This window comes from Saccharothrix sp. ALI-22-I, assembly GCF_001984175.1.
In the GTDB taxonomy this organism is placed as follows: Bacteria; Actinomycetota; Actinomycetes; order Mycobacteriales; family Pseudonocardiaceae; genus Actinosynnema.
Window position 1 is genome coordinate 406,777 of the sequence record NZ_MTQP01000066.1, and the last position, 23,448, is coordinate 430,224.

Sequence of the window (23,448 nt, forward strand, 5' to 3'; positions counted from 1 at the left end):
GGTCAGGACGCGGTGACCGCCTGCGACGACGCAGGGTCCGCCGCCCGGTCACCGCCGCCGGCCTGTTGCGGCTTGCGGAGGAACAGCAGGGCCACGACCACGCCGCCCAGCGTCACGATCGCCGACACCAGCAGGCCCGACCGCAGACCGTCGAGCGCGGCGGCCTCCGGCGCGGCCGGGTCGGGCACCGTCGCCGCGGCCACCACCGCCGCCAGCACGGCCACGCCGACCGCGCTGCCCACCTGCTGCGCGGTCTGCGCCAGGCCGCTGGCCAGGCCCGTGTGCTCGCCGGGCACACCCGAGGTCATCGTGCCGATGAACGACACGACGGAGAGCACGTGCCCGAAGCCCAGGGCGGCGGTCGTGACGGTCAGCAGCACCACGTCACCGTTCTGCGGCAGCAGCAGCATCGCGGCGGTGCCCAGGCCCTGCACCAGCAGCCCGATCACCAGGATCGCGGGCGTGCCCACCCGGCCGATGAACTTCGCGGCCAGGCTGCCCGCCACCATCGCGGCGATGCCCTCGGCGAGGAACCCGACACCGGTGACCAGCGGGCTCCAGTGCAGCACGTCCTGCATGTAGAGGCTGAGCAGCACCGTCGTGCCACCGCACATGCCGAAGGTGATCAACCCGGTCAGGCCGCCCCACTTCACCGTGCGCCGGCGCAGGATCGACAACGGCGCGAGCGGGGCCTTGACCTTGCCCTCCACCGCGAGGAACGCGCCGAGCAGCACGACGGCGGCGATCAGCGGCACGAGCGCGGCCGGGGAACCCCAGCCGACGTCGCCGACCGTGGAGATGCCGTACACCAGGGCCAGCAGCCCGACCGTGGCCAGCAGTGCGCCGGGCACGTCCAGCCGCGCCGGGTGCCGTTCCTCGTGCTTGTCCAGCAGCATCACCGCGCCCACCAACACGACCGCGCCCATGATCACCAGGATGAGCATGGTCCAGCGCCAGTTCAGGCCGCTGGTGATGACGCCGCCGGCGATGGTGCCCACGACGAAGCCGAGCGAGAGCAGCGCACCGCTCACGCCCAGCGCCTTGTCCCGTCGCGGTCCCTCGGGGAACGACGCGGTGAGCAGGGCGAGTGCGGTGGCGCCGACCATCGCCGAGCCGACGCCCTGGCCGGCGCGTGCCGCGATGAGCATCCACGGCGCCGTGGCCAGACCCGCGACCAGTGAGAACGCCGTGACGATGACGAGGCCGAGGATGAACAGCGGACGCCTGCCCACGAGATCGGACACGCGGCCGAACAGCAGCAGGAACCCGGCCGTGGGCAGGATGAACGCCGTCATCACCCACTGCAACTGGGAAGCACCGCCGAAGTCGAGGCCGCGGTCGATCGCGGGCAGCGCGACCGTGACGATCGAGAAGTCGAGCGAGATCATGAACTGGGCCGCGCAGACGGTGATCAGCGTGAGCCACCCGCGCAGGCCGAGGCCGGCTGTGGTCTCGCTCTCCGTGGACGCGGCGCCGGAGCCGGTCATGCTTGTCATGATTGCCTTTGCCCTCCAGAGCTGTTGCGCTTCACGGCAATCGTGACCCGCTCGCCCGGAGCTACCCAGTCCCCCGCGTAAGGTACGACCTCTGTTCCTAGCACTGTCAGTGTTAGTCCCAGCGTCGCGGGTTCCGCCACAATCGGGACATGGACCGGCTCAGCGACCTAGGCGAGTTCCTCCGTTCCCGGCGCGCGCAACTGCGCCCCGAGCAGCTAGGACTGGTGAACTACGGCCGCCGGCGGGTCGCCGGGCTGCGCCGCGAGGAGGTGGCCCAGCTCGCGGGCGTCAGCGTCGCCTACTACACGCGCCTGGAACAGGGGCTGACCGACCGGGCGTCGGACGCGGTGCTCGACGCGGTGGCCCGCGTGCTGGAGTTGGACGACGAGGCGCGTGCCCACCTGCACCGGCTGGCCCGCGGCAAGCGCGGCGCCCGGTTGAAGGCGCGCAAGCCCGAGAAGCTGCGGCAGTCGATCGCGCTGATGGTGGACTCGTTCTCGGCGGCCGGGGTGCCGGCGCTGGTGATCGGGCGCTCGACGGACGTGCTGGCGTGGAACCGGCTCGCGCACGCGCTGCTCGCCGGGCACCTGGAGTTCGACGCGCCGTCCCGGCCGGCGGACCGGCCCAACATCACCCGCATGGTGTTCCTCGACCCGCACGTCCGCGAGCTGTACCCGGATTGGCAGCGCAAGTGCCGCGATACCGTGGACGACCTGCGCGTGGTGGCCGGGCGGTACCAGGACGACGCGCGGCTGGCCGAGCTGGTGGGCGAGCTGAGCATGAAGTCGCCGGAGTTCACCGCGCTGTGGAACAACCACGCGGTCAAGGCCTGCGCGCACACCACGCGTGAGTTCAGCCACCCGGTCGTCGGCTCGCTCACGCTGGCCAACGAGCTGTTGGTGCTGCCGGACGACGACGGGCAGCGGCTGGCCCTGTTCCACGCCGAGCCGGGCTCGCCGTCGCAGGCCGCGTTGCGCCTGCTCGCCGACCTCACCCAGCCGGACGACCAGTCGGGAAGCCGGCCGAACGCGCCGGGACTGCCGGTGCCGCGGCGCTCGCTGAGCAACGGGGCGTGAGCGCGGTGACGACCAGGAAGCTCGGCGCCCTGGAGGTCCCCGTGCAGGGTCTGGGTTGCATGGGCATGAGCGCGTACTACGGCCCGGGCGACGACGTCGAGTCGGTCGCGACGATCCACCGGGCGCTCGACCTCGGCATCACGTTCCTCGACACGGCCGACGTCTACGGCCCGTACCTCAACGAGGAACTGGTCGGCCGCGCCCTCCACGGCCGGCGGGACGAGGTGGTGTTGGCCACGAAGTTCGGCGTGGACTCGGAGGAGAACCGCATCCGGGGTGACGCGCCCTACGTGAAACGGGCGTGCGACGCCTCGCTGGAGCGGCTGGGCGTGGACCACATCGACCTGTACTACCTGCACCGGCTCGACCTCGGCACGCCGGTGGAGGAGACGGTCGGCGCGATGGCGGAGCTGGTGGCGGCCGGCAAGGTGCGGCACCTGGGCCTGTCCGAGGTGAGCGCGGGGACGCTGCGCCGCGCCCACGCCGTGCACCCGATCGCGGCGGTGCAGACGGAGTGGTCGCTGTGGTCGCGGGACATCGAGCGCGAGGTCGTGCCGGCGTGCCGTGAGCTGGGGGTGGGAGTGGTGCCGTACTCCCCGCTGGGCCGGGGTTTCCTCACCGGCCGGTTCCGCGCGGCCACCGACTTCACGCCCGACGACTTCCGCGCCTCCGGCCAGCCCCGGCTGTCCGGCGCGAACCTGGACCGCAACCTGGAACTGGTGCGCGGCCTGGAAAACCTGGCCGCCGAATGGGGGCACACCGCCGGTCAGCTCGCGCTGGCGTGGCTGCACCACCAAGGCCCCGACGTCGCGCCGATCCCGGGTACCAGGCGGCGTGAGCGGTTGGAGGAGAACGCCGCCGCCCGCGCGATCTCGCTGTCCGCGGCGCAGATCACGGCGATCGAGGCGGCCGTGCCGGCGCACGCCGTGGCCGGGCCGCGCTACCACCCCGATGCGATGACCCACATCGACGTCTGAACGTCTGAGACGTCTGAGACGTCTGAACGGCGCCGGGGTGTCCGGGCCGCGAAGGTGGCCCGGACACCCGGAAACCCTTGTCACGGCACGATGTTCTGCCCCGTGGTCGTTCCCTCCACGCACGAGACGTAGGCGCGCGCGACGTCCCGCGCCGGGACGCCGCCGTCGGGGTCGCCACCCAACGCGATCAGCGTCTCGCGCACCCAGCCGGGGCTCACCACGTTCGCCCGGATACCGCGCGGCAGGTCGGGGACGGCGGCCCGGACGAAGCCCTGCAGGCCCTCGTTCACCAGCACGCCGATCGCGCTGCCCGGCGACGGCCGGGTGAAGTTGCCCGCGGTCAGCGTGACCGAACCGCCGTCGCGCAGGTGCCGCAACGACCGCGTGAGCAGCGTCGCCTGGCCGATCAGCTTGTCCCGCAAGCCTTCGGCGAACTGCTCGTCGCTCACGTCGGTCAACGACACCAGCCGCGCGTGGGCCGCCGCGCACACCACCGCGTCCACCTCGCCGACCTCCCCGAACATCCGGTCCACGGACGCCGGGTCGCCGATGTCGACCGCGATCTTCCCGGTGCGCGAAGCCCGCACGACCTCGTGCCTCGGCTCCAGCGCTTCGACGACCGCGCCGCCGATCGTGCCCGACGCACCGACCACCAACACCCGCATCTGCGTCCTCTCCTGGTTGCTCACACCATGGTCAGCACGAGTTTGCCCCGGCTGATCCCCCGGTCCACGAGCTCGTGCGCCGCCACCACGTCCTCCAGCGGCAACGCCGAGCCGACGTCCACGACGAGCCCGCCGCGGTCGACCTGCTCGGCCAGCGCGGCCAGTCCCGGCCCGTCCGGCGCGACGACGTGGCGCACCACCCGGACACCGGACCGCCCGGCCACGTCCTCCAGCTCCGTGGCACCGCCGGCCGCATCCGGCACCCGCGCGTGCACGCCGCCCGGCCGCACCGCGGCGACCAGGTCGTCCCGGCCGACGCAGTCCACCACGGCGTCCACCTCACCCACCACGCGCACGACGTCGGCCGACGTGTAGTCCACCACCTCGTCCGCGCCCAACCCGCGCAGGAAGTCGTGGTTCGCCGCACGCGCGACGGCCACCACCGTCGCGCCGCGCGCCTTGGCCAACTGCACGACCAGGTGCCCGACACCGCCCGCCGCGCCGTTGACCAGCACCCGGTCCCCGGCCCGGACCCCGACGCGGTCCAGCGTCTGCGCCGCGGTCAACCCGGACAGCGGCAGTGCCGCCGCCGTCGCGTGCCGCACCGTCCGCGGCTTCCGCGCCAGTTCCGCCGCCGGCGCGCTGACGTACTCCGCGTAGGCACGGGCCTGCGCGGGGAATCGGGGCATGCCGAACACCTCGTCGCCGGGCCGCAGGTCGTGCACGCCCTCGCCGGCCTGCACCACCACACCCGACACGTCCCAGCCCCAGGTGTGCGGCCCTTCGCCGAACCAGTCCTTCGCCTTGCCACCGCGGCACTCCGCGTCCACCGGGTTGACCCCTGCCGCCAGCGCCCGCACCAGCACCTCGCCCGGGCCGCACCGGGGACGCGGCACCTCCGCGACCCGCAGCACCTCCGGGCCGCCGTACTGCCGCGCCACCACCGCTCGCATCACGTCATCCACGTTCGCAGTCCCCACAATCGTCCGGAAAAGCCATTACCGAACCTGCCGGCGCGGCGGGCCGCGACCCAGTCCCCTGTCGGAGATAGCCCTGATCTGGGTACGCCTGTCAGGAGCAGGCACGAATCGGACACCTCCGCGATCCTGGTGTCATGGATCAACGATCGGAACTCGCCGAGTTCCTCCGGTCGAGGCGGGCCGGGATCAGCCCCGAAGAGGCGGGGGTCCCCTTGTACGGCCGCCGCCGGGTGCCCGGCCTGCGGCGCGAGGAGTTGGCCCGGCTCGCGGGTATCAGCGTCAGCTACTACGTCCGGCTGGAACAGGGTCAGCCGGTCAACACCTCGGACTCGGTGCTGGACGCGCTGGCCCGCGCGCTGCGCCTGGACCCGGACGAGCGGTCGCACCTGCGCAGCCTGATCCGGACCACGCCTGCGCGCCCGGTCCGCGCGCGCCCCGAACGCCTGCGGGACAGCGTACGGCAGGTGGTGCACTCGCTGGACCACCTGCCGGCGCTGGTGCTGGGCCTGTTCGGCGACGTGCTGGTCTGGAACCGGCTGGCGCACGCGCTGCTGGCCGGGCACCTGCCGTTCGAGGCGCCCGAGCGGCCCGCCGAGCGGCCCAACTGGACGCGGCTGTTCTTCCTGGACCCGCACATGCGCGAGCTGTTCACCGACTGGCCGGACAAGGCCCGCGACACGGTGGCCGACCTGCGGCTGATCGCGGGCCGGTACCCCGACGACACGCGGCTGGCCGAGCTGGTGGGCGAGCTGTCGCTGAAGAGCCCGGACTTCCGGGCGCTGTGGTCGGCGCACCCGGTGCGGCGGTGCGCCTTCCACGACCGCCGGTTCCACCACCCCGTCGTCGGCGAGCTGACGTTGACCGACGAGCTGCTGGCCCTGCCCGACGACGAGGGCCAGCGGCTGGTGCTGTTCAACGCCGCACCCGACTCGTCGTCGGCGGCGGCGCTGACGCTGCTGGCCGAGCTGGCCGCGGCGGACGCGGACGCCCGCCGCGGCCCCGGTGTCGCGGATGCCGGCGAGGACGGCCGGTCGCGGCACCGGGGCGGCTGAGCGCGGGACGGCTAGGCGAACGGCCGCCGCCGCAGGTCGCTCTCCAGCTCGGCGCGACGCCTGCCCAGCAGGTAGGCGTGCGCGAGGGAGGTGAGCGTGACGTGGTGGTGCCAGCCGCGGAACGACCGGCCCTCGAAGTGCCCCAGACCCACCTCGTCGTAGAGCCGGTTCGTCTCGCGGTCCACCTCCACACCCGCCCGGCTCAGCTTGATCAGGTCGGGCATGGCGGCGTGGACGTTGGTCAGCCACGCCTGCGCCGGGTACGGCTCACCGGGCAGCCACCGAGTGAGCAGCTTGCGCGCCCGGCGCGGCCCGGCCTGCGGCCCGCCCGGTCGGGGCGGCACCGACTCCACCACGTACCGCGAGGCCTGGTGCCTGCTGTTCTCGACCGCCCACCAGTTCATCACCGCCGCGGGCCTGCCCACCGTGCCCGGCGCGCGCTCGCGCGCCGCGCCGTCGGCGAACATGCCGGCGGCCGACTCGTAGGGCACCTGGACGAGGTAGCGCAGCCGCCGTTCCTCCAGGCCCGCGAGCAGCTGCTCGGTCTGGACCAGGTGCCGGGCGTCGACGACGACCGGCTGCGGCGGCAGACCCCAGTCCCCGACGAGTTCGTCCACCATGGACAGCACGGCCTGCCAGCGCTCCTGCCGCCGCTCGTCCTCCGGGACGTGCGCCTTCGCGCGCAGGTCCGGGTCGGAGTCCCAGCTCTGCGGCAGCAGCAGCCGCCAGTCCACCGGCGCGGCCTCGCCCTCGCCGACGAGGAACAGCGCGAGGCCGAGCTGGCAGTTGAGCAGCTTGCCCGCCGATGGGGCGAACTGCCGGGCGACGCCGACCGAGCTGTTGCCGTTCTTCGCGAACACCGCCTCGCCGATCGCCCAGGCGTGCGGCCGGTACAGCGTGCCCAGGTACCGGGCCAGGTTGAGCCGGATCGGCCCCCAGCGCCACGTGCTCTGGTTGACGAACTGCTGCAGGCCCTGCTCCGCCCGCCAGCCGGCCATCGCCTCGGCCATGCGGCGGATCGACTTCCGCCCCGGCAGCGACACCAGGCCGCGGACGTAGATTTCGCCCCACCGGCGCTGGTCGGACCTGGGCAGGGTGGTCAGCAATTCGTGGCAGAACTGCGTGAGCGTGTCCACCTCGGTTAACCGGACGGTGCGGGTGTTGCGTTCTGGAAAAACCATCGGACCTACGATCCCCCAATTTCGTTTATCACGGCCCATGAGTGGTGCGAATAATCGACCTGATCACCTCCGGGGTTCGTCGGGAGTGTGAGGAAATACACTCGACGCCTTCCTCTCAGCATCTTTCCTCGAAGCCTACGTAGAGCAACTTGACAGCGAGCGCGGACGCGGCCGGCGCATAGCGCGTGCGGCGGGACTGGAACTCGGCCCAGGCGTCGGCCGGATCACGTTCGACCCGCAGGCCCGCCTCGGTGAGCAGGCTCACGGTGTCGGCGAACGCCCGGTCCTCCCGGCCGTGCAGGCTGATCGTGCTGCGAGGCGGCTCCGCGCCCGTGCTCGCCAGGGCCTCGGTGATGCAGTCGGTGCCGTTGACCAACACCGCGGTGGTGTGGGGTGGAGCCCAGGCGGGGGCGATGGACTCGGCGAGCGCCGCCACGTCGAGCATGATGACGACCGTCTCCAACCAGCACCGCCGCTCGGAGGGCCGGGTGTAGAGCAGGGCGGGCCACGCCCGGTGCGCGCGGCGCAACTCGACGAGCCAGGCCGCCCACACCGCGAGCACGCGGTCGAGCCGTTCGCGGCCACCCACATCGAGGTAACCGGCCAACAGTTCCTCGGCCACGCGGACGTCAGCGCGCTCGGCGCACTGCCGTTCGCGCATGCCGTAGGCCTCACCGGTGCGCAGCACGTAGACGCCGAACAGCACGACCAGGGCCGTGCGGCCGGTGTGGGCGACCGGCGCGGGCACGTCCGCGCCGAGTCCGATGGAGGCCAGCAGCAGCCCCGCCTCCCAGGCCGTGAGCCAGGCCACCAGCACCACGACCAGGCCGACCGGGGCACTGAGCGCCATCGCCCGGGAGCCGAGGCGCGCGCCGAGGCGCTCACCGACCCACCGGAACCCCGCACCGGACCACCGCACCAGCCGGTGCACCGGGAGCGAGCCGCCGGACGTCGCCGCCGCCGCCCGCACACCGGTCACCGACACCGCGAGCAGCACGGCGGCACCCAGCGCCAGCAGCGCGGGACGCAGCACCGCGCCCACGTCGGAATAGACATCCATCCAGATCCTCCCCCACCACCGCGGCCGGCATACCGGCCGCCGCCCTCCCGATCCGGAAACCATTCCACGTCCCACGGCTAATTCGATACAGCGAGCGTTTATCGGGGAACTCGGAGTACCAGCCTGACTGCGGGAACCGAGCGGCGGACACCCCGCGTGACCACTTTGGGCTATTGGGGTGAAACCGCACCCCGGGGTGCCCCGGAACGACAGCTAACGGAATCCGGATGTGCTGACGGAGATGACCCCGGACTCTGTTAGCTGAATGCCCCGCGAATGGGTGGGAGGCACGATGAGGAACGTCCGGCGAGCGTGTGCCGGATTCACCTCTGTCCGGCGGGGCACCACGACGTCGGCAGACAGCACCGCGTCGGCCGGGCGTCCCCCGGCGAAAGGAGACCACGATGTCCTGGCGTTTGATCGCGCGTCCCGGTCTGCCCGACCTGCTGGCCGGCGCGCTCGCCGCGGCCCGTCCGGGGCCGCTGGTGCTGGCCGGCGAGACCGGCGTGGGCCGGTCGACCGCGCTGGAACTGGCCGCGCAGATGGTGGACGAGCGGGCCGACGCCCTGATCACCCTGCGCGGCAGGCCCGGTCACCTGGCGACCCTGCGCGGCCACCTGCCCGCGGACGTGCCGGTGCCGCGCACCGGTGGCCTGGACGCGGTGACCGACGCGCTGGAGAAGCACGCCGACGGGCGCCGTCCCGTGGTGCTGCTGGACGACGCGCACCTCGCCGACCACGCCACCGTCCAGGTGCTGCGGGCACTGCACGTGCGCACCGGCGCTCCACTGATCGTGACCCTCGCCACCGACGCGGGCCACGACCCGCTGGACTCCCTGCGCTACGAATCGGGCTTCCGACGCGTGAACCTCCCGCCACTGTCCGGGTCCGAAGTCGCCGAGCTGGCGTCGGCCGTGCTCGACGGTCCGGTGGACGAGGCGACCGCCGAGGCGTTGCGGGCCGCGACCGGCGGCAACCCGGACCTGCTGCGGCGCTACCTCACGGCGGGCGCGCTGAGCGCGGAGGTGCGGCCCGGAGGCCGGGGGCTGGCACTGACCGGCGTCCCCCGGCAGGGCGTCGAGCTGGACCCGCGGGGGCGGGCGCGGCTGCGTTCGGCGGTCGCGCGGGCGTGGCGGGACCTGGAGCTGGACACGCTGGACCAGCTGTGCCGCCTCGCGCTGCTGGCGGGCGAGGAGGGGGCCGTGTCGCTGGTGTGGCCGCAGGCCCTGCTGCTGCGCGGCCAGGTGGCCGAAGCGCTGCGGTTCCTGGACGCGACGGAGGCGGAGCCGGCCGAGGCACGGGTGCTCACGCGCGCGTTCGTGCTGGCGTTCGGCCCGTCCGGGGTGTTCGGCACGGAGAAGGCGTGCGCGCTGCTGGACGACGCCGCCCGCGCCAACCCCGCGTGGGCCAATCGGCTGGACGCGGTGCGCGCGTGGCTGCTCGCGCTGGCCGGGGACACCGCCGAGGCGCGGCAGGTCGTGGACGACCTGGCGGCCGGTCCGGACCAGCGGGTCGCGGTGTTCGCCCAGGCGGCGCTCGCGGCGATCGCGCTGGCCGACCACCGGCCCGCCGTGGCCGTGTCGGCGCTGCGCCGCGCGCTGATCGGCGCGGAACGCCTGCGCGACGAACTGCCGTGGCTGCCGCCGTACCTGACCGCCGGCCTGGTGGACGGGCTGTTCCTGGTCGGCCGGCTGACCGAGGCCACCGCGACCGCCGCGCAGCTTCGGACTCACGCAGGGCATTGGGCCGTCGCCGTTTCCCTGGGCGCGCCGGTGGACGCGGATTTTCAGCGCATGAACAGCAGGTAGCCGCGGCCCGGCCGAAAATTTCGCGGCGGGAGAAGCGAACCGATAGGTTGAGCGCACCGGGAGGGCTGGGGGAGATTGTGGGAACACGGAGAAACAGGCAGGAATTGGCGCAGTTCCTCCGTCGATGCCGGGAACGGACCAGACCTGCCGACCTCGGCCTGCCCAGCGGCGCCCGCCGCCGCACCCCCGGTCTGCGCCGCGAGGAGATCGCCGTCCTCGCCGGGCTGAGCCCGACCTGGTACACCTACCTTGAACAGGGACGGGACATCCGGCCGTCGACGGAGGTGCTGGCCAGCCTGGCGCGCGTGCTGCGGTTGAGCAACGACGAGCGCACCTACCTGTACCTGCTGGCGACGGGCAATCCGCCGTCCGATGAAAGACCGCGCAACGACACGTCCGACGACGCGGTGGTCAGTTCAGTCGTGGCGCGGATGGCGCACAACGGCCTTCCGGTGTACGCCGCCGACATTCACGGCGACATAGTGGCGTGGAACGACACGGCGGTCAATTGGTACACCGACTTCGGCGCGCTTCCGGATGATCGCCGGAACATGCTGTGGTGGATGTTGACGGCACCGGAGGCGCGTGATCGATTCGTCAACTGGGAGGAGGAGACCCGGGACGTCGTGGGCCGGTTCCGACGGGCGGCGGCGGCCCGCGCGTGGGACGCCCGGTTCGAGGAGTTGACCGGCATGATGCGCGACGCCAGCCCCGAGTTCCGCGAGTGGTGGTCCTCGCACTACGTCAGCAAGCAGCGCACCCGGCTGCGGGAACTGTGGGTCGACGGTGAGCTGCGGGTGGTCCAGCTCGCCGTGCTCAACCTGGCCGACTCGACGCGCTCGGTGGTCCTGCACCTCCCGCCCGACGAGACCGACGCGACGCCGGGGTAGACGTATCGCGATACGACTGTACGGTCGTGCGCCCGTACCGCCGTCCGGTGGTTCTCCGTTAAGTCGAGGTTGTCCCGCTCCGGTCGCACGACCGATCATGGGGCGTCTGCTGGATCGGATCGGGGGCCGGACTGGACACCGTCGTCGCGCGCCGTCGTGCGCCCCCGTGCGTGCGATGGGAGCAAAATGCGCGAGGAACTGCGGGATGCCCGGGAGCCGGTCGCGGTGGTCGGAATCGGCTGCCGGCTACCGGGGGCGTGCGGTCCGCAGGAGCTGTGGGCCGTGCTCGCGTCCGGGTCCGACACGGTCGGGGAGATCCCGGACCGGGTGGAGGTGGACGACCGGATCACCACGCGCGTGGGCGGGTTCCTCCCCGACGTGGACCGGTTCGACGCGGACTTCTTCGGCATCTCCGGCCACGAGGCGGCCCGGATCGACCCGCAACACCGGCAGATGATCGAGGTCGCGTGGGAGGCCTTCGAGGACGCGGGCCTCGGCGCGGAAACCCTGGCGGGCAGCCGGACCGGGGTCTACACGGCCTGCCTCAACGCCGACTACTGGGACGTGGTGCGCGCGGCGGGGCTGTCCGACATGCACGCGGTGGCCGGCAACGGTGCCTGGGGCATGCCCGCGGGCCGGCTGTCGCACCTGCTCGACCTGCGCGGGCCGAGCCTGGGCGTGGAGGCGACGTGCGCGACGTCGCTGCTGGCCGTGCACCTGGCGTGCCGCGATCTGTGGTCCGGTCAGGCCGACGCGGCGCTCGTGGCGGGGGTGAACCTGCTGCTGTCACGCGATTTCTACGTGGCCCTGTCCGACGCCGGTATCCTGTCGCAGGACGGGCGGGCGCGATTCGCGGACGCGGACACCGACGGGTACGTGCGCAGCGAGGGCGCCGTGGCGGTAGTGCTCAAACCCCTGAGCGCGGCACTGCGCGACGGCGACCGCGTGTACGCCACGATCCTGGGCGGCGCGGTCAACAACAACGGCCGGGGCAGCGACACCCTGATCACGCCGAGCGTGGACGGCCAGGTGGCCATGCTGCACGCGGCCCACGCCGACGCCGGCGTGACCGCCGACGAGGTGGACTACGTCGAGGCGCACGGCGCGGGAACACCGGTCGGCGACCAGGTCGAACTGAGCGCCCTGCGCGAAGTGTTCGGATCGCGCTCACGGCCGTGCCTGATCGGCTCGGTGAAGTCGAACGTAGGCCACATCGAGTCGGCCGCCGGCCTCGCGGGCCTGGCCAAGACCGCACTCGCCCTGCACCACGGAGTCGTGCCCGCAACGCTGCACGTGCACACGCCGCACCCGGTGCTGGCGGACACGTCACTGGAGCCGGTCCCGTCCGCACGCCCCTGGCCGAACACCGGGCGGCTGCCACTGGCAGGCATCAGCTCGTTCGGCCTGTCGGCAACGAACGTCCACCTGGTACTACGCGCCGCACCCGACAGCAAGGCCGCCTCCGCGACCCACCCAGAGGCCGTTGCGGCACGGGAGGCGCATCTCATCCCGGTGTCGGCGCGCAGTGAGGCCGCCGCCCGGGAACTCGCGGTGGCGTACGCGGAGCTGGTGGAGCGCCTGGGTGACGACGGGTTGGTGGACGTCGCCTACAGCGCGGCTACGCGGCGCAGTCACCACCAGAACCGGATCGCGGTGGCCGGTGCGGATGCGGCCGGTATTGCGGCGGAGCTGCGGGCGGCGGCCAGTGGGCCGAATACTGTTGGCACACAGCGGAAGTCTCGGGTGGTGTTCGTCTACTCCGGACAAGGGTCGCAGTGGAAGGGTATGGGGCGCGACCTGTACGAGACGGAGCCGACGTTTCGCCGGGTGTTCACCGAGTGCGCCGAGGCGATCCGGGCGGAGGCGGGGTGGTGGTTGCCGGACCGGCTCGACGAGCTGGACGGCCCGGCTGAGCTCCAGCCGGCGCTGTGGGCCTTCCAGGTGGCGCTGGCCTCGACCTGGCGGGCGTGGGGCCTGGAGCCCGATGCCGTCGTCGGGCACTCGATGGGTGAGATCGCCGCCGCCTGCACGGCGGGCGCGCTGACGTTGCGGGACGGTGCGGCGATCGCGTCCCGCCGTGGGCGGCTCGTCGAGCGGCTGCCGGGGCGGGGCGCGATGGCGGCGGTCGGCGTCGGCGAACAGGAAACCCGCCGTGCCATCGGCGAACGCGGGGACGAGGTCGCGGTGGCCGTGGTGAACGGGCCGGATTCCGTGGTGCTGGCCGGAGATCCGGACGCACTGGACGAGGTGGTGGCGCCGCTGCGCGCCGCGGGCGTGTTCTGCCGGCCCGTGAACGTCGATTACGCCTCCCACTCGCCGCAGATCGAGCCGGTCCGCGCCGAGTTGACCGAACTGCTGGCCGATGTGGCGCCGCGCGAGGCGGTGATCCCTCTGCGCTCCACCGTGACCGGCGACCTGGTGCGCGGTCCCGAACTGGACGGCGACTACTGGGTGCGGAACCTGCGCGAGCAGGTGCGGTTCGGGCCGGTGGTGGAAGCCGTGCTGGCCGAGGGCGGGCCGGTGACGTTCGTGGAGATCAGCCCGCACGCCGTGCTGGGCACGGTGCTGGAGGACCGGTTGCGGGACGCGGACGTGGACGGCGTGGCGATCACGTCGGTGTTGCGCGACGAACCCGCGCTGGGGACGATGCTGGCCGGCCTCGGCACGGCGTACACCCGCGGCCACACCGTGGTGTGGGACGCCGTGCAGCCGCGCGGTGCGTTGGTCGATCTGCCCCGCTACCCGTGGCAGGGACGCACGCACCGGGTCCCGGCGAAGGCATCGGCGGCACGGCTGACCGACGACGTGCGGACGTTCGACCCGGGCCGCACGGCACCCGCGCCCGACGACCTCGTGGGCGTGTGCCTGGACGTGGCGCTGTCGGCGGTGTCCCGGGTGATCGACGGTGGGTTCGAGCTGACCGAACCGCACCGGCACGGCACCGCGACGCCCGGCAGCCCGCTGCGGGTCGTGCTGCACCCGGCGGCCCGCGGCTGGGAGTTCGCGGTCCGTGCCGAGGAGAACGCCGAGGACGGCCTGTGCACGTGGACCACCGTCCTCAGCGGCCAGGCTTCCCCCGGCCCGGCAACGCTGCCGACCTACGACGTCACCGATCCGTTGCCCGCCTTCGCGTCACGCGCCGACCTCCTGTCCACCCTCGTCCCCACCGACCTCGCCGACCTCGATTCCCTTGTCCTGCAAAAGGATCGACCGGGCCCTTGCCGGACGTGCACCGGGACCGGACTGGTGCTGGACGCCGACGGGATCGCAGTGGGCGAGCTGCGCCTCCGCACGGCCGAGCCCGCACCCCGGCAGACGTCCGTGGCGGAGTGGTTCGTCGACGCCCTGCGCACGACACTGGGCGCGGACCACGTCGACCGCACCCGCCCCCTGTCGGACCAGGGCATGGACTCGATGCTCGCGGCCAAGCTGCTCGCCCGCATCCGCACGGAACTGGGCGTCCGCCTGCCGGCCCGGTCCGTGCTGGGCGCGAACACCGTGGAATCCGTGATCACCGAACTGTCCCACGCGATGGCCCAACCCCACGGATGACACGAGAGGTGCGGATCACCGGGTCGCCGGCGATCCCTTTCCGCACAACCGGACCTCCCGCTGCGGATGGGCCGGTGTCAGAAGTGGTCGGTCTCCGTCAGTTCGTGCTCGAAGGCGTCCGCGCTGGCGACGAGCATCTTGAGCGGGCGCTCGAACTCCTCCAGGACGCTCAGGTCCTCCAACGGCACGGTGTGCTTGAGCAGCGCGACGCCGTCCACCACCGCCGCGCCGCCGACGAGCGACGTGCCGGCGAGTTCGAGCAGCCGACCCAGGTCGATCGCGTCGGCCCGGCCGACCGCAGAGGAGATCTCCAGCCACGCCCCGCCGTGCGCCTCCGGCACGTGGTGCACCGCGACCTGCTGGGTGCGGCTGTTCTCCGCGTCGAGCCGGAACCGCAGCCAGCTGTCCGTCTCCTCCAGCACCTCGTACCGCGTGCGGACGTAGTTGATCACATCGGTCCAACCGGTCACCGTCATTGCCTCCCCGCGTACACCCGGCCACCACCGTACTGTGTCGGACTGCGCCTGTACGGGTGACCGCGAGAACGTTCGTGCCGGTGACCGCCCACATCGGCGGACAACGACGTGGTCTCGCCGCCGGGTAAAGTCGGCCGGGTGGGGGAGATAGTGCGCATCGGTGTGTTCTACGACGGGACGTGGTTCGCTTATCTGAGTGATTTCTACGCCACCGCGCATCCGCGCGCGGCCCGGATCTCGCTCGACGGCTTTCACGACGCGTTGCGCTGGTACGTCCACACCGAGACCGGCCGTGCGCTCGACGACTGCTCGGTGCACGAGGCGCACTACGTGCGCGGTCGCATCGAGACCCCCGCCACGTCCTTCGACGCCGCCCTGGCCGCCACCGGGGTGACCCGGCACGACCTCCCGCTGCACGGCGGCAAGGAGAAGGGCGTCGACGTCCACTTCGCACTCGAAGTGTGGGAGCGCGCCACCACCTGGCCGTTGCAGTGGGTCGTGCTGATCACCGGCGACGCCGACTTCACCCCGCTGGTGACCCGGCTGACCGGTCGCGGTGTGCGGGTCATCGTGCCGGTCGTCGATACGCAGTGGCCGGCATCGTCGGCTCCGCCCGCCTGGACGCCACGCACCGCGGCGCCACTACGGGCCGCGGCGACCCGGACGCCCGCTTTCGACGCGCTGTTCGCACCCGCCGACCGCTACGACTACCCGCTGCGGCGCCCGTTCGTGCGTTCCACCGAGGTCGTGGCCTCCCCCGCGGGCTCGCCGCGCGGCCGCCGTCGCGGGACCGTCAGCGGCTGGCGGACCGGGCAGCCGCACGGCTTCATCACCGACACCCGCGGCGGCTCGTGGTTCGTCTCCCGCGACGACCTGCCCGACGGCCACACCGTGCTCCCCACCGGCACACCGGTGTCGTTCACCGGATCACCCACGCCGGCGGCGGGCCGGAAGTACCCGCGGGCGTACTCGATCCGCCCCGAATGACCTCGGACGGGTCGCGGACAGGTCTTGGCTGAACGCCGGCTTGGCGCGCTCAACGGGTTCGGGGTCACTGCTTCCAGGTGATCGGCGACTTGAGGCAGTCGTCGGACCGTATCCGCGTTCGGGCAGGCGCACTGTCCGGTCGTTCGCACCACAACCGCAGGTCGGAGATCGGTTCCTCGCGACGATCAGCCAAGTGAGACCGGCAGGAGCACCAACAGCCTCCGGGCGCATTGACATGTTTCGATAACTTCCTCGAAATTTTAGGTCATCGGCATCCATGATCAACCGCGATAGCCGCCGTCGCGCCTTCACCCGGAAGGAGAGCCCTGGTGATCACCGACTCGGGCCGCTCTAAGGTCCGCCCGACGGTCGCCGGAGCGTTAACGGCGATAGCCAGAACCGGCGCGGGCATGACCCCCACCTGCTCCGCCAGGTAGTCCCCCGCGTTCGGCGAGTTCCTCAAGGGCCCGGTGTGGAGGCGCGACAAGCCTCCGCTCCGGGCCCCGCCTTTCACATTTCCGGGGCGCCCCAATCGGTGACGACCAGCTCGTCGCCGACGGTGAGCTTGCCGGGACGCAGCACGGCGAACTTGGTGCCGATCGCGACGCCACCGTCGGGTGCGCGGCGGTAGTCGGCGAGCGTGCGGAGCGGCTCCGGTCCCCTCTTCGTGCCGGTCTCCTGGTCGACCGTCGTGGTGACACAGCGGATCGCGAGCTTGGCGTAGCCGAGTTCGGTGTCACCGACGACGACCCGACGTGCTCCGTCCTCGCGGTGTGGCTCGGCCCAGCCGTCGATCACGATGTTGGGCCGGAAGCGGTTCATCGGCACCAGGTGGCCGCCCCGCTCGACGATCCGTTCGTTGAGGTGCCCGACCGAGGACGACGAGATGACGTGCACGGGGCAGCTGTCGGCGTAGGCCGAGGTGCCCGGCGTCAACCCGTCGGTGACGCGGTGCTGTTCCGGCGGTACCCGCACCAGTCGGCTCGGCACGCGCAGCACCTCGGTGATCCAGTCGGCGACGTCGTCACCCTGGTCGATGCCGTTGCAGACAGTGCCGAACAGCGTGACCTCACGGCGGGGAGCCGTCAGGTCCACGTCGACGTGAGCCTTACCGACACCGGAGGCGCGGAGGACGAGCTGGTCGCCGTCGGTGCTGATCTCGGGGCGGATCAGGGCCAACCTCGGATCGCGACGCTGGGTGCGGCAGGTCCCGCCCGGGCCGACGATCATGAAACTGCGGTCGTGGGCCAGCCCTGCGGGAGTGAGCAACCCGTCGCGTACCGAAATGCCGGCGCAACTCTTGACCGGGTGGTAGTGCAGCTCGGTGATCGTGGCTCGATCCATGAACGCCACGCTAATACGTTCACCAAGCCATTCGATCGCGAACGGCTACACGGCAAGGACATCGAGGAAGTGCCGGGTGGGCCGGCGGCGGTCGGGCTGGACCCGGTCGGCGAGCACGCGCACCGCCGAGAGCGCCTCGGGCCGCCGCTGTTCCGGCGCCAGTGCCAGGGTCGCCGCCAGGATGCCCGCCACATCGGCGACCGCCAACAAAGCGACTGCCGACGGGACCGGCGCGGTCGGGAAACCGCTGAAGAACCGCGGATTGACCGCCGCACCAGCGGGTGTGGCACCGCCGGAGGTCTCCAGCGCGAGGCTCCGGCCGTCGGCCGACTCGTGCACGGCGGACGAACGGAGATAGGTGCAGGTCTGTGTCCAGGAAATCATCGCGGACAACCTACGACCGGGCACCGACAAAGATCGTGAAGTGGCGGCACCACCTCGCGTCGCCCTGCCACCCGCCCAAGTCGCACCCGACCGTCGAGAGCCCTCCTGATCGAGGCTGGAATCGCCCTGGCAACGCTCGCGCCGGCGCGTCCCGCCGGTTCTCACGACAACCCCCGGCCTTCAGCGTTGGGCAACCGTGCGGTGACTCAACGGAATTGACTTCAACCGTGATTCCAGGTGTAGCGGATTGCGACCAAGTGGTCACCAAGCGACGCTTGAACCTGCATAAACAGTGAATCTGGCGCGGTTTACACCGTTTGTTCGACCCTGACCACGGGTATACGGTCCCGACCGGCGCCGAGAGGGTGTGAATCTTCATGAACATTCGTGACGCGTGGAACGACGTCATCCGAAACGTCGTTTTGTGGGCACCGAAAGTCGTCCTGTTCCTCGTCATCCTGATTATCGGTTGGTTGATCGCCGCGGCGTTGCGCAAAGTGGTCAACGCCGTCCTCGAACGCCTCCACTTCGACCGGGCGGTGGAGCGCGGTGGGGTGAAGCGGGCGCTGGAGCGGTCGCGCTACGACGCGAGCGGGCTGATCGCGACGCTCGTGTACTACGCGGTGCTGCTGATCACGCTGCAACTGGCGTTCGGCGTTTTCGGGCCGAACCCGGTCAGCGCGATCCTGACTTCCATCGTGGCGTGGCTGCCCCGGGCGATCGTGGCCGTGGTCATCGTCGTGGTGGTCGCCGCGGTGGCCAACGCCGTCGGTGACCTCATGACGGGCGCGCTGGGCGGGCTGAGCTACGGGCGGTTCCTGTCCAGGCTGGTGCAGGGCGTCATCATCGCGTTGGGTGTGATCGCCGCGCTGAACCAGATCGGCGTCGCCACCACCGTCACCACGCCGGTGTTGATCGCGGTGCTGGCCACCGTGGGCGGTGTGATCGTGATCGGCGTCGGCGGCGGTCTGCTCCGCCCGATGCAGCAGCGGTGGGACCGCTGGCTCAACCGCGCCGAGGCGGAGATCTCCGCCGTGCAGTCCGAGGCGTACCAGCGGGGTCGCGAGGACGCGATGCGCAGCCGCCAGGAGCGCGTCGGGGAACCTGCGGCCGACGAACCCGCGTGGCAGGAGTCGACGGCGTACCAGTCGGCGGGTCCGTCCACCAGGCCCGGTGCCGAGGGCGAGTTCGGTGAGCGGCGGACCCCGCCGCCCCGCGACAGGGGCCCGATGTGAAGCAGACGACCACGAGATGACCGGCACGGACTCCCGGCCCCGTCGGGCCGGGAGTTCGCCACGCCGACGACGAGTGGCGTCCGGAGGTCGGTCAGTTCTTGCCGGTGAGGATGAAGCGGAGGTAGCGGCGGTAGGTGACGGGGCGGAACGCGTCGGCCTGGGCGCCGCCGTCGGCGGCGGCTTGTTGTGCGCGTTCGAGGACGACGGCGGCTTCGGCGACCGCGCGGTCGTGGTCGACGCGGATCTGGGCGGTGGCGGTGTTGGCGGCTTTCATCTCCTCCGCCAAGGCGGCCTGTTCGGCGCGCAGGGCCTCCTGCAACGGCCGGATCGCCGTCTCGGCTTCCGCCAGCACCTGCTTGTACTCGGCGTCGAGCCTGATCTTCTCGGCGGTGGACCGGTCCTTGAGCCACCGCTGCGCGACGGGCGTCAACGACATCGGCTGATCGATCGCGGCCTGGGCGGTCAGGCGTTCACGCCATTGGTCGATGCGCCCCGCCTTCACCTCGCTGATCCCGATGACACGTACACCGCGGCCGTCGCCCCGGACGAAGACCGCCACGCGTTCGGGTCCTTGGTGCATGTCGTAGCGGACGCCGACGAAGTCCGCGGCGGTCCGGATGCCGACCGCTTCGAGGTTGGCGATCAGCCCCGGCCCCACACCGTCGATGACGGCGTTGCCGACCCGGAACTTCGCCAGCTGCGCGCGCACGTGTTCCTTCTGCCGCATGACCAGCAGCCGCTGCTCCTCCAGGTGCATCCAGGCCGCCGACGCCTGCCGCTCGCGGTCGATCCGGTCGAGTTGTTCCCTGACGGCCCGGTGGTGCGCCCCGAGGCGCTGGTTGTGCGCCTGCTGGAGGATGTGCCGCTGGTAGTCCTGCTCGGCCTTGGACTTCTCTGCCGCCTCGGCGATCCGCCGGGCCTGTTTCTCCAGCCGGGCGGCGCGGGCGGCGGCGGCCAGCCGGGCGCGGAGGAGCCGTTTGCGCTCGGCACGCGCGGCGCGGGCCGGTAATCGCTCGGGTTGGCGGCGGTAGCCCGACAACGTGAACGCCGTCCACGCCAGCACCGCCGACACGTCGACGGCCGCGATCACCTCGTCCACGAAGATCGCCGCCGGCACGCCGAACGGCAGCGCCACCAGCAACGCCCAGGTCAGCACGGCCAGTGCGGGCGCACGCCGGCTGAACCGCACCAACGGCGGTGGCGCGGGCATGTGCGGCTGGACGCGTTCGACCATCCACGACGGCAGGGCGGCGTTGACCGGAACGGGCGCCTTGACCGGCCGCACGGCGTCGAGCGGCCCGAGTGGTTCGAGCGGCGGGGGTGCGGCGCGGTGGTGGAGCAGGATCTCCTGGAAGCGCTCGGCGAGTCCGCGCAGGCGCGCGTCCGGGTGACCGGTCAGGGTGGCCAGCCGGAAGGAGGCCGCCGGGTCGGCGAAGTCGGACTCGGCCAGGATCAGGTGCTCGGCGTCCTCGTCGCGCAGCTGCCGCCACAGCGCGGGGTCGGCCGCCAGGGCCACGAGTGACAGGTAGACGACCCAGGACGAGAACCGGTCGACCTCCGGGCCGAAGTCGGACGCCGTGCGGTCGGGCGACTGGTAGTTGCGGTGGCCGCTCTCGGCCGCGGGCAACCCGGCGAGCGCGGGGACGTACACGCCGTCGTAGTCGACCAGCTTCATCGAGCCGTCGGCGGTGATCAGGATGTTGCCGTGCTGGAGGTCGCCGTGCCCGACGCCCGCGGCGGCGAGTTCGGCGGTCAGGCTCGCGAACCGCGCGGCGGCGTCGGAGAGGGCGGCGGGGTCGTCGGTGTTCTGCTCGATCCAGCGGATCAGGCTGACGGCCTCCACCCACTCCATCCGCAGCACGGGGTACCAGGTGCCCGCCACGAGGATGCCCTGGCCGACGTAGTCGAAGCCGACCGTCCAGTCGTCGTCCAGGCCCGCGAGGTGCTCGCCGACGGCGCGGTAGCGGGCCTCCTGCTCCCGCACCTCGCGGGTGAAGCACTTGACCGCGTAACGGGTGCCGTCGGCGACGGTCAGCGAGAAGACGCTGGCGAAGTTGCCGGAGATCGCACGGGGACGGCCCAACGCGTCGACGCGCACCTCGGCCCCGGCCAGGTCGGTGCCGCGGAAGCACAGCGCGGTGTTCTCCAGCGCCTCCACGTAGGCCGCGCCGGACGGGAACGAGCGGACGGGCTCGTCATCCGAGGTCCACGTGAACGACGGTGACGTCGTCATTGCGCATCAACCCCTCCCCCCGGGTCCGCTCCAACCACGCCGCGAACCGGTCGGGATCACCGGATCGCGTGAACTCGCACAGCACGTCCCACGGTTGGTTACCACGTTCGGCCTCGCGGAGGAACCACGCGGCGAGCGCGTCGGTGCAGAGGAAGAACTGGTCGCCCCGCTCCGCACGGCCCGACACCGTCCGCACGTGCCGCGCCAGCAGCGCGTGGTCCCGGTTGAACGCGTTGACCAGCCCCGGCGAGTTGTCGAACGCCTCCGACGACTCCACCGGGAACGCGCGCAGCAGCCGGTCGTCGCGGGTGTGGAACAGGCAGCTGTCGCCCAACGCGGCGACATCCCAGCTGGTCACACCCGACGAATCGGTGTCGAACCGGGCGGCGAGCACCGTGGCGTGCGGGCCGCGGTCCAGCTTGGGTTCCTCGTACCACGCGATCGGACGGCCGTTGGCCTCACGCTTGGCCACGTACTCGGCGAGCCACTCCCGCCAGGTGTCCCCGGCCTCCGCCAGGGCGGTCGCGAAGTGGTCGGCGTCCTTCAGCACGCACTCGTCGTCCTGGGCGGCGTCGATGACCGACCTCGTCAACAGGTCGGCCCACTCACCCGCGAGCAGGCTCTCCGACGCCCCGTCGGCCACGGCCGCGAACACGGGTCCGGCGAGCCCCGCAGCGTCGGACGCGGGCAGGACGTGGGCGGCGTCCTCGCATTCCCGCAGTGAGTTGCCCTGCTTGGGCAGGCGGAGAGAGGAGGTGACCATGCCGCCGCTCAGCGCAGGTCCGTCGCGCGCGTTCCGATGTCCAGGAACTGGACGACCGAGGTGATGTCCGCGTTGTAGACGAAACCGCGGGTCGTGTCGCCGACCATCACGCCCTGCTGCATCGCGTAGAAGCGCATGTGCGGCGGCAGGAGGCTGGACATGCCGAACAGGGTGCGCGCGTAGGCGTCGGGGAGCGCGGCGTCGGTGTCGGGGAACGTCACCGGGACCGCGTTGGTGGCCGAGACGTGCAGGTTGAACAGCAACGCCGCGCCGTCGGCGCTCACGTGCGTCTGCACGGCCCACGCGGCACTGACCGGGTCGCCGTCGGTGGACTCGCCGTCGGTCAGGTTCAGCACGATCGGCGGAAAGCCGTCCGGGTGCCGGGCCACCCACTCAGACACCAGCGACTCGGCCCGGGACAGCGCCCGGCACATCGGCGTGGCGCCGTTGGCCACCGGGTCCACCCAGACCGGGAACCGGGTGGTCGTCTCCACCAGCCCGCCGGCGCCGTCGGAGACCTTCTTGACCCGCTTCTCCACCCGCGCGGGCTTGTCCGCGACCTGGCTGAGCGGCACGAGGTCGCGTCCGGCGAGCGGCCCGGTGAACGCCGAGCCGACCGTGTGCCCGTACCCGATGACGGCGATGTGGAAGTAGTCGCGGACACCTTCCTCCTTCGCGCACTTCACGCTGAGCTCGGCGAGCAGCCGGTTGATGGCGTCGGCGACCACGTCCGACTTGCGCTGCTGCGCACCGCCCCCGATCGGGTCGGTCATCGACGCCGACTGGTCGACCAGGAACACGAAGCAGGACGGGTTGGCGCGACTGATCTCGGCCGAGTAAGTCACGTGAAGGTCCACCTCTCACGCGATCACCCCGCCGCGGCACGGGGCGTGATCGCGCTGACTCGACAGGCACTGCGTTGCGGTGTCACCATTCGAACGCGCAGCGTGACCGAACGTATGAGGGCGTTCGGGAACCGCTGTGGATCACGCGAAGGTTAGCGCTTGTCGACAACAGGTGACGACCTGCCCACCGGGGTGGGCCGAGGCTTGCGGAAAGCCTTGCCCCGCAGTGACACCGGCTCCGGCTCCGAACGCCGTGAAGCCGGGCGGTCGCCATCAGTGTCGGGGGGACGGGTCGTCGTCCATCAGGCACCCCCGAAACGAACCGCGCGGGCCGAGAAGCCGCCTCGGGGCCGTTGGACCTCCACCGTCAACGGTCATCACCCACTCGCCCGCGTCCGAAGCAGTGACATCGTCTGCGCGGCATCGAAACGCACGCTGTAGGGA

General features: G+C 71.9%; 19 protein-coding genes. 8 read left to right on the forward strand and 11 right to left on the reverse strand.

Annotated elements, in window-relative coordinates:
- Positions 1-2: 2 nt before the first annotated feature.
- On the reverse strand, positions 3-1,487 hold the full coding sequence (locus tag ALI22I_RS30340; RefSeq protein ID WP_077008947.1) for an MFS transporter: 1,485 nt from the start codon (positions 1,485-1,487) through the stop codon (positions 3-5).
- A gap of 158 nt (positions 1,488-1,645) precedes the next feature.
- Between ALI22I_RS30340 and ALI22I_RS30345 the strand changes: the two genes are divergently transcribed.
- Positions 1,646-2,572 carry a helix-turn-helix transcriptional regulator gene (locus ALI22I_RS30345; RefSeq protein WP_077008948.1) on the forward strand — a complete coding sequence of 309 codons (927 nt, stop codon included), beginning with the start codon at positions 1,646-1,648 and terminating at the stop codon, positions 2,570-2,572.
- A 5-nt stretch (positions 2,573-2,577) separates the two neighbouring features.
- Positions 2,578-3,549 carry an aldo/keto reductase gene (locus ALI22I_RS30350; protein WP_443216984.1) on the forward strand — a complete coding sequence of 324 codons (972 nt, stop codon included), beginning with the start codon at positions 2,578-2,580 and terminating at the stop codon, positions 3,547-3,549.
- An 80-nt stretch (positions 3,550-3,629) separates the two neighbouring features.
- On the opposite strand, the gene ALI22I_RS30355 is transcribed toward ALI22I_RS30350, so the two are convergent.
- Entirely contained in the window at positions 3,630-4,238 is a 609-nt protein-coding gene (locus ALI22I_RS30355) for a short chain dehydrogenase (protein WP_238598650.1), read from the reverse strand.
- Positions 4,235-5,179, reverse strand: coding sequence for an NADP-dependent oxidoreductase (locus ALI22I_RS30360; RefSeq protein ID WP_238598651.1), 945 nt, complete (start codon positions 5,177-5,179; stop codon positions 4,235-4,237). Before ALI22I_RS30360 ends, ALI22I_RS30355 begins: the two co-directional genes overlap by 4 nt.
- Positions 5,180-5,328: 149 nt before the next feature.
- Between ALI22I_RS30360 and ALI22I_RS30365 the strand changes: the two genes are divergently transcribed.
- On the forward strand, positions 5,329-6,246 hold the full coding sequence (locus ALI22I_RS30365) for a helix-turn-helix domain-containing protein (protein ID WP_077008950.1): 918 nt from the start codon (positions 5,329-5,331) through the stop codon (positions 6,244-6,246).
- Positions 6,247-6,257: 11 nt separating this feature from the next.
- Here the strand turns inward: ALI22I_RS30365 and ALI22I_RS30370 are convergent, their stop codons facing one another.
- On the reverse strand, positions 6,258-7,427 hold the full coding sequence (locus ALI22I_RS30370) for an IS701 family transposase (RefSeq protein WP_179118419.1): 1,170 nt from the start codon (positions 7,425-7,427) through the stop codon (positions 6,258-6,260).
- A 115-nt stretch (positions 7,428-7,542) separates the two neighbouring features.
- Positions 7,543-8,487, reverse strand: coding sequence for a hypothetical protein (locus ALI22I_RS30375; protein WP_077008952.1), 945 nt, complete (start codon positions 8,485-8,487; stop codon positions 7,543-7,545).
- Between the two features lie 404 nt (positions 8,488-8,891).
- Between ALI22I_RS30375 and ALI22I_RS54025 the strand changes: the two genes are divergently transcribed.
- The 3 genes from ALI22I_RS54025 (at position 8,892) to ALI22I_RS30390 (ending at position 14,737) form a co-directional block, all read left to right on the forward strand.
- Positions 8,892-10,295: an ATP-binding protein gene (locus ALI22I_RS54025; RefSeq protein ID WP_077008953.1), complete on the forward strand. Its 1,404-nt coding sequence runs from the start codon at positions 8,892-8,894 to the stop codon at positions 10,293-10,295.
- A gap of 104 nt (positions 10,296-10,399) precedes the next feature.
- Complete coding sequence (locus ALI22I_RS54030) at positions 10,400-11,185, forward strand: helix-turn-helix transcriptional regulator (RefSeq protein ID WP_238598652.1); 786 nt, start codon at positions 10,400-10,402, stop codon at positions 11,183-11,185.
- A gap of 186 nt (positions 11,186-11,371) precedes the next feature.
- Positions 11,372-14,737 (forward strand): type I polyketide synthase, encoded by a 3,366-nt coding sequence (locus ALI22I_RS30390; protein WP_077008954.1) that lies wholly within the window; start codon positions 11,372-11,374, stop codon positions 14,735-14,737.
- Between the two features lie 77 nt (positions 14,738-14,814).
- Here ALI22I_RS30390 and ALI22I_RS30395 read toward each other — a convergent pair whose 3' ends face one another.
- A complete protein-coding gene (locus tag ALI22I_RS30395; protein WP_077009326.1) occupies positions 14,815-15,207 on the reverse strand; it encodes a hypothetical protein in 393 nt (130 codons plus the stop codon).
- 144 nt (positions 15,208-15,351) lie between these two features.
- On the opposite strand from ALI22I_RS30395, the gene ALI22I_RS30400 reads away from it, so the two are divergent.
- Positions 15,352-16,200 (forward strand): NYN domain-containing protein, encoded by an 849-nt coding sequence (locus ALI22I_RS30400; RefSeq protein ID WP_077008955.1) that lies wholly within the window; start codon positions 15,352-15,354, stop codon positions 16,198-16,200.
- Between the two features lie 510 nt (positions 16,201-16,710).
- Here the strand turns inward: ALI22I_RS30400 and ALI22I_RS30405 are convergent.
- Positions 16,711-17,544 carry an MOSC domain-containing protein gene (locus tag ALI22I_RS30405; protein ID WP_077009327.1) on the reverse strand — a complete coding sequence of 278 codons (834 nt, stop codon included), beginning with the start codon at positions 17,542-17,544 and terminating at the stop codon, positions 16,711-16,713.
- Between the two features lie 45 nt (positions 17,545-17,589).
- Positions 17,590-17,928 (reverse strand): hypothetical protein, encoded by a 339-nt coding sequence (locus ALI22I_RS51345; RefSeq protein WP_179118420.1) that lies wholly within the window; start codon positions 17,926-17,928, stop codon positions 17,590-17,592.
- Between the two features lie 377 nt (positions 17,929-18,305).
- On the opposite strand from ALI22I_RS51345, the gene ALI22I_RS30415 reads away from it, so the two are divergent.
- Positions 18,306-19,163: a mechanosensitive ion channel family protein gene (locus tag ALI22I_RS30415; protein ID WP_077008956.1), complete on the forward strand. Its 858-nt coding sequence runs from the start codon at positions 18,306-18,308 to the stop codon at positions 19,161-19,163.
- A 91-nt stretch (positions 19,164-19,254) separates the two neighbouring features.
- Here ALI22I_RS30415 and ALI22I_RS30420 read toward each other — a convergent pair whose 3' ends face one another.
- Genes ALI22I_RS30420 through ALI22I_RS30430 form a run of 3 tightly spaced genes read right to left on the reverse strand, consistent with a single transcriptional unit; the run spans position 19,255 to position 23,004 of the window.
- Positions 19,255-21,396, reverse strand: a complete 2,142-nt coding sequence (locus ALI22I_RS30420; protein WP_077008957.1) for a hypothetical protein — start codon at positions 21,394-21,396, stop codon at positions 19,255-19,257.
- Positions 21,359-22,159, reverse strand: coding sequence for a protein phosphatase 2C domain-containing protein (locus tag ALI22I_RS30425; RefSeq protein WP_077008958.1), 801 nt, complete (start codon positions 22,157-22,159; stop codon positions 21,359-21,361). The genes ALI22I_RS30420 and ALI22I_RS30425 overlap by 38 nt, the downstream gene beginning before the upstream one ends.
- A gap of 8 nt (positions 22,160-22,167) precedes the next feature.
- Complete coding sequence (locus tag ALI22I_RS30430) at positions 22,168-23,004, reverse strand: vWA domain-containing protein (RefSeq protein ID WP_077008959.1); 837 nt, start codon at positions 23,002-23,004, stop codon at positions 22,168-22,170.
- Between the last annotated feature and the right edge of the window lie 444 nt (positions 23,005-23,448).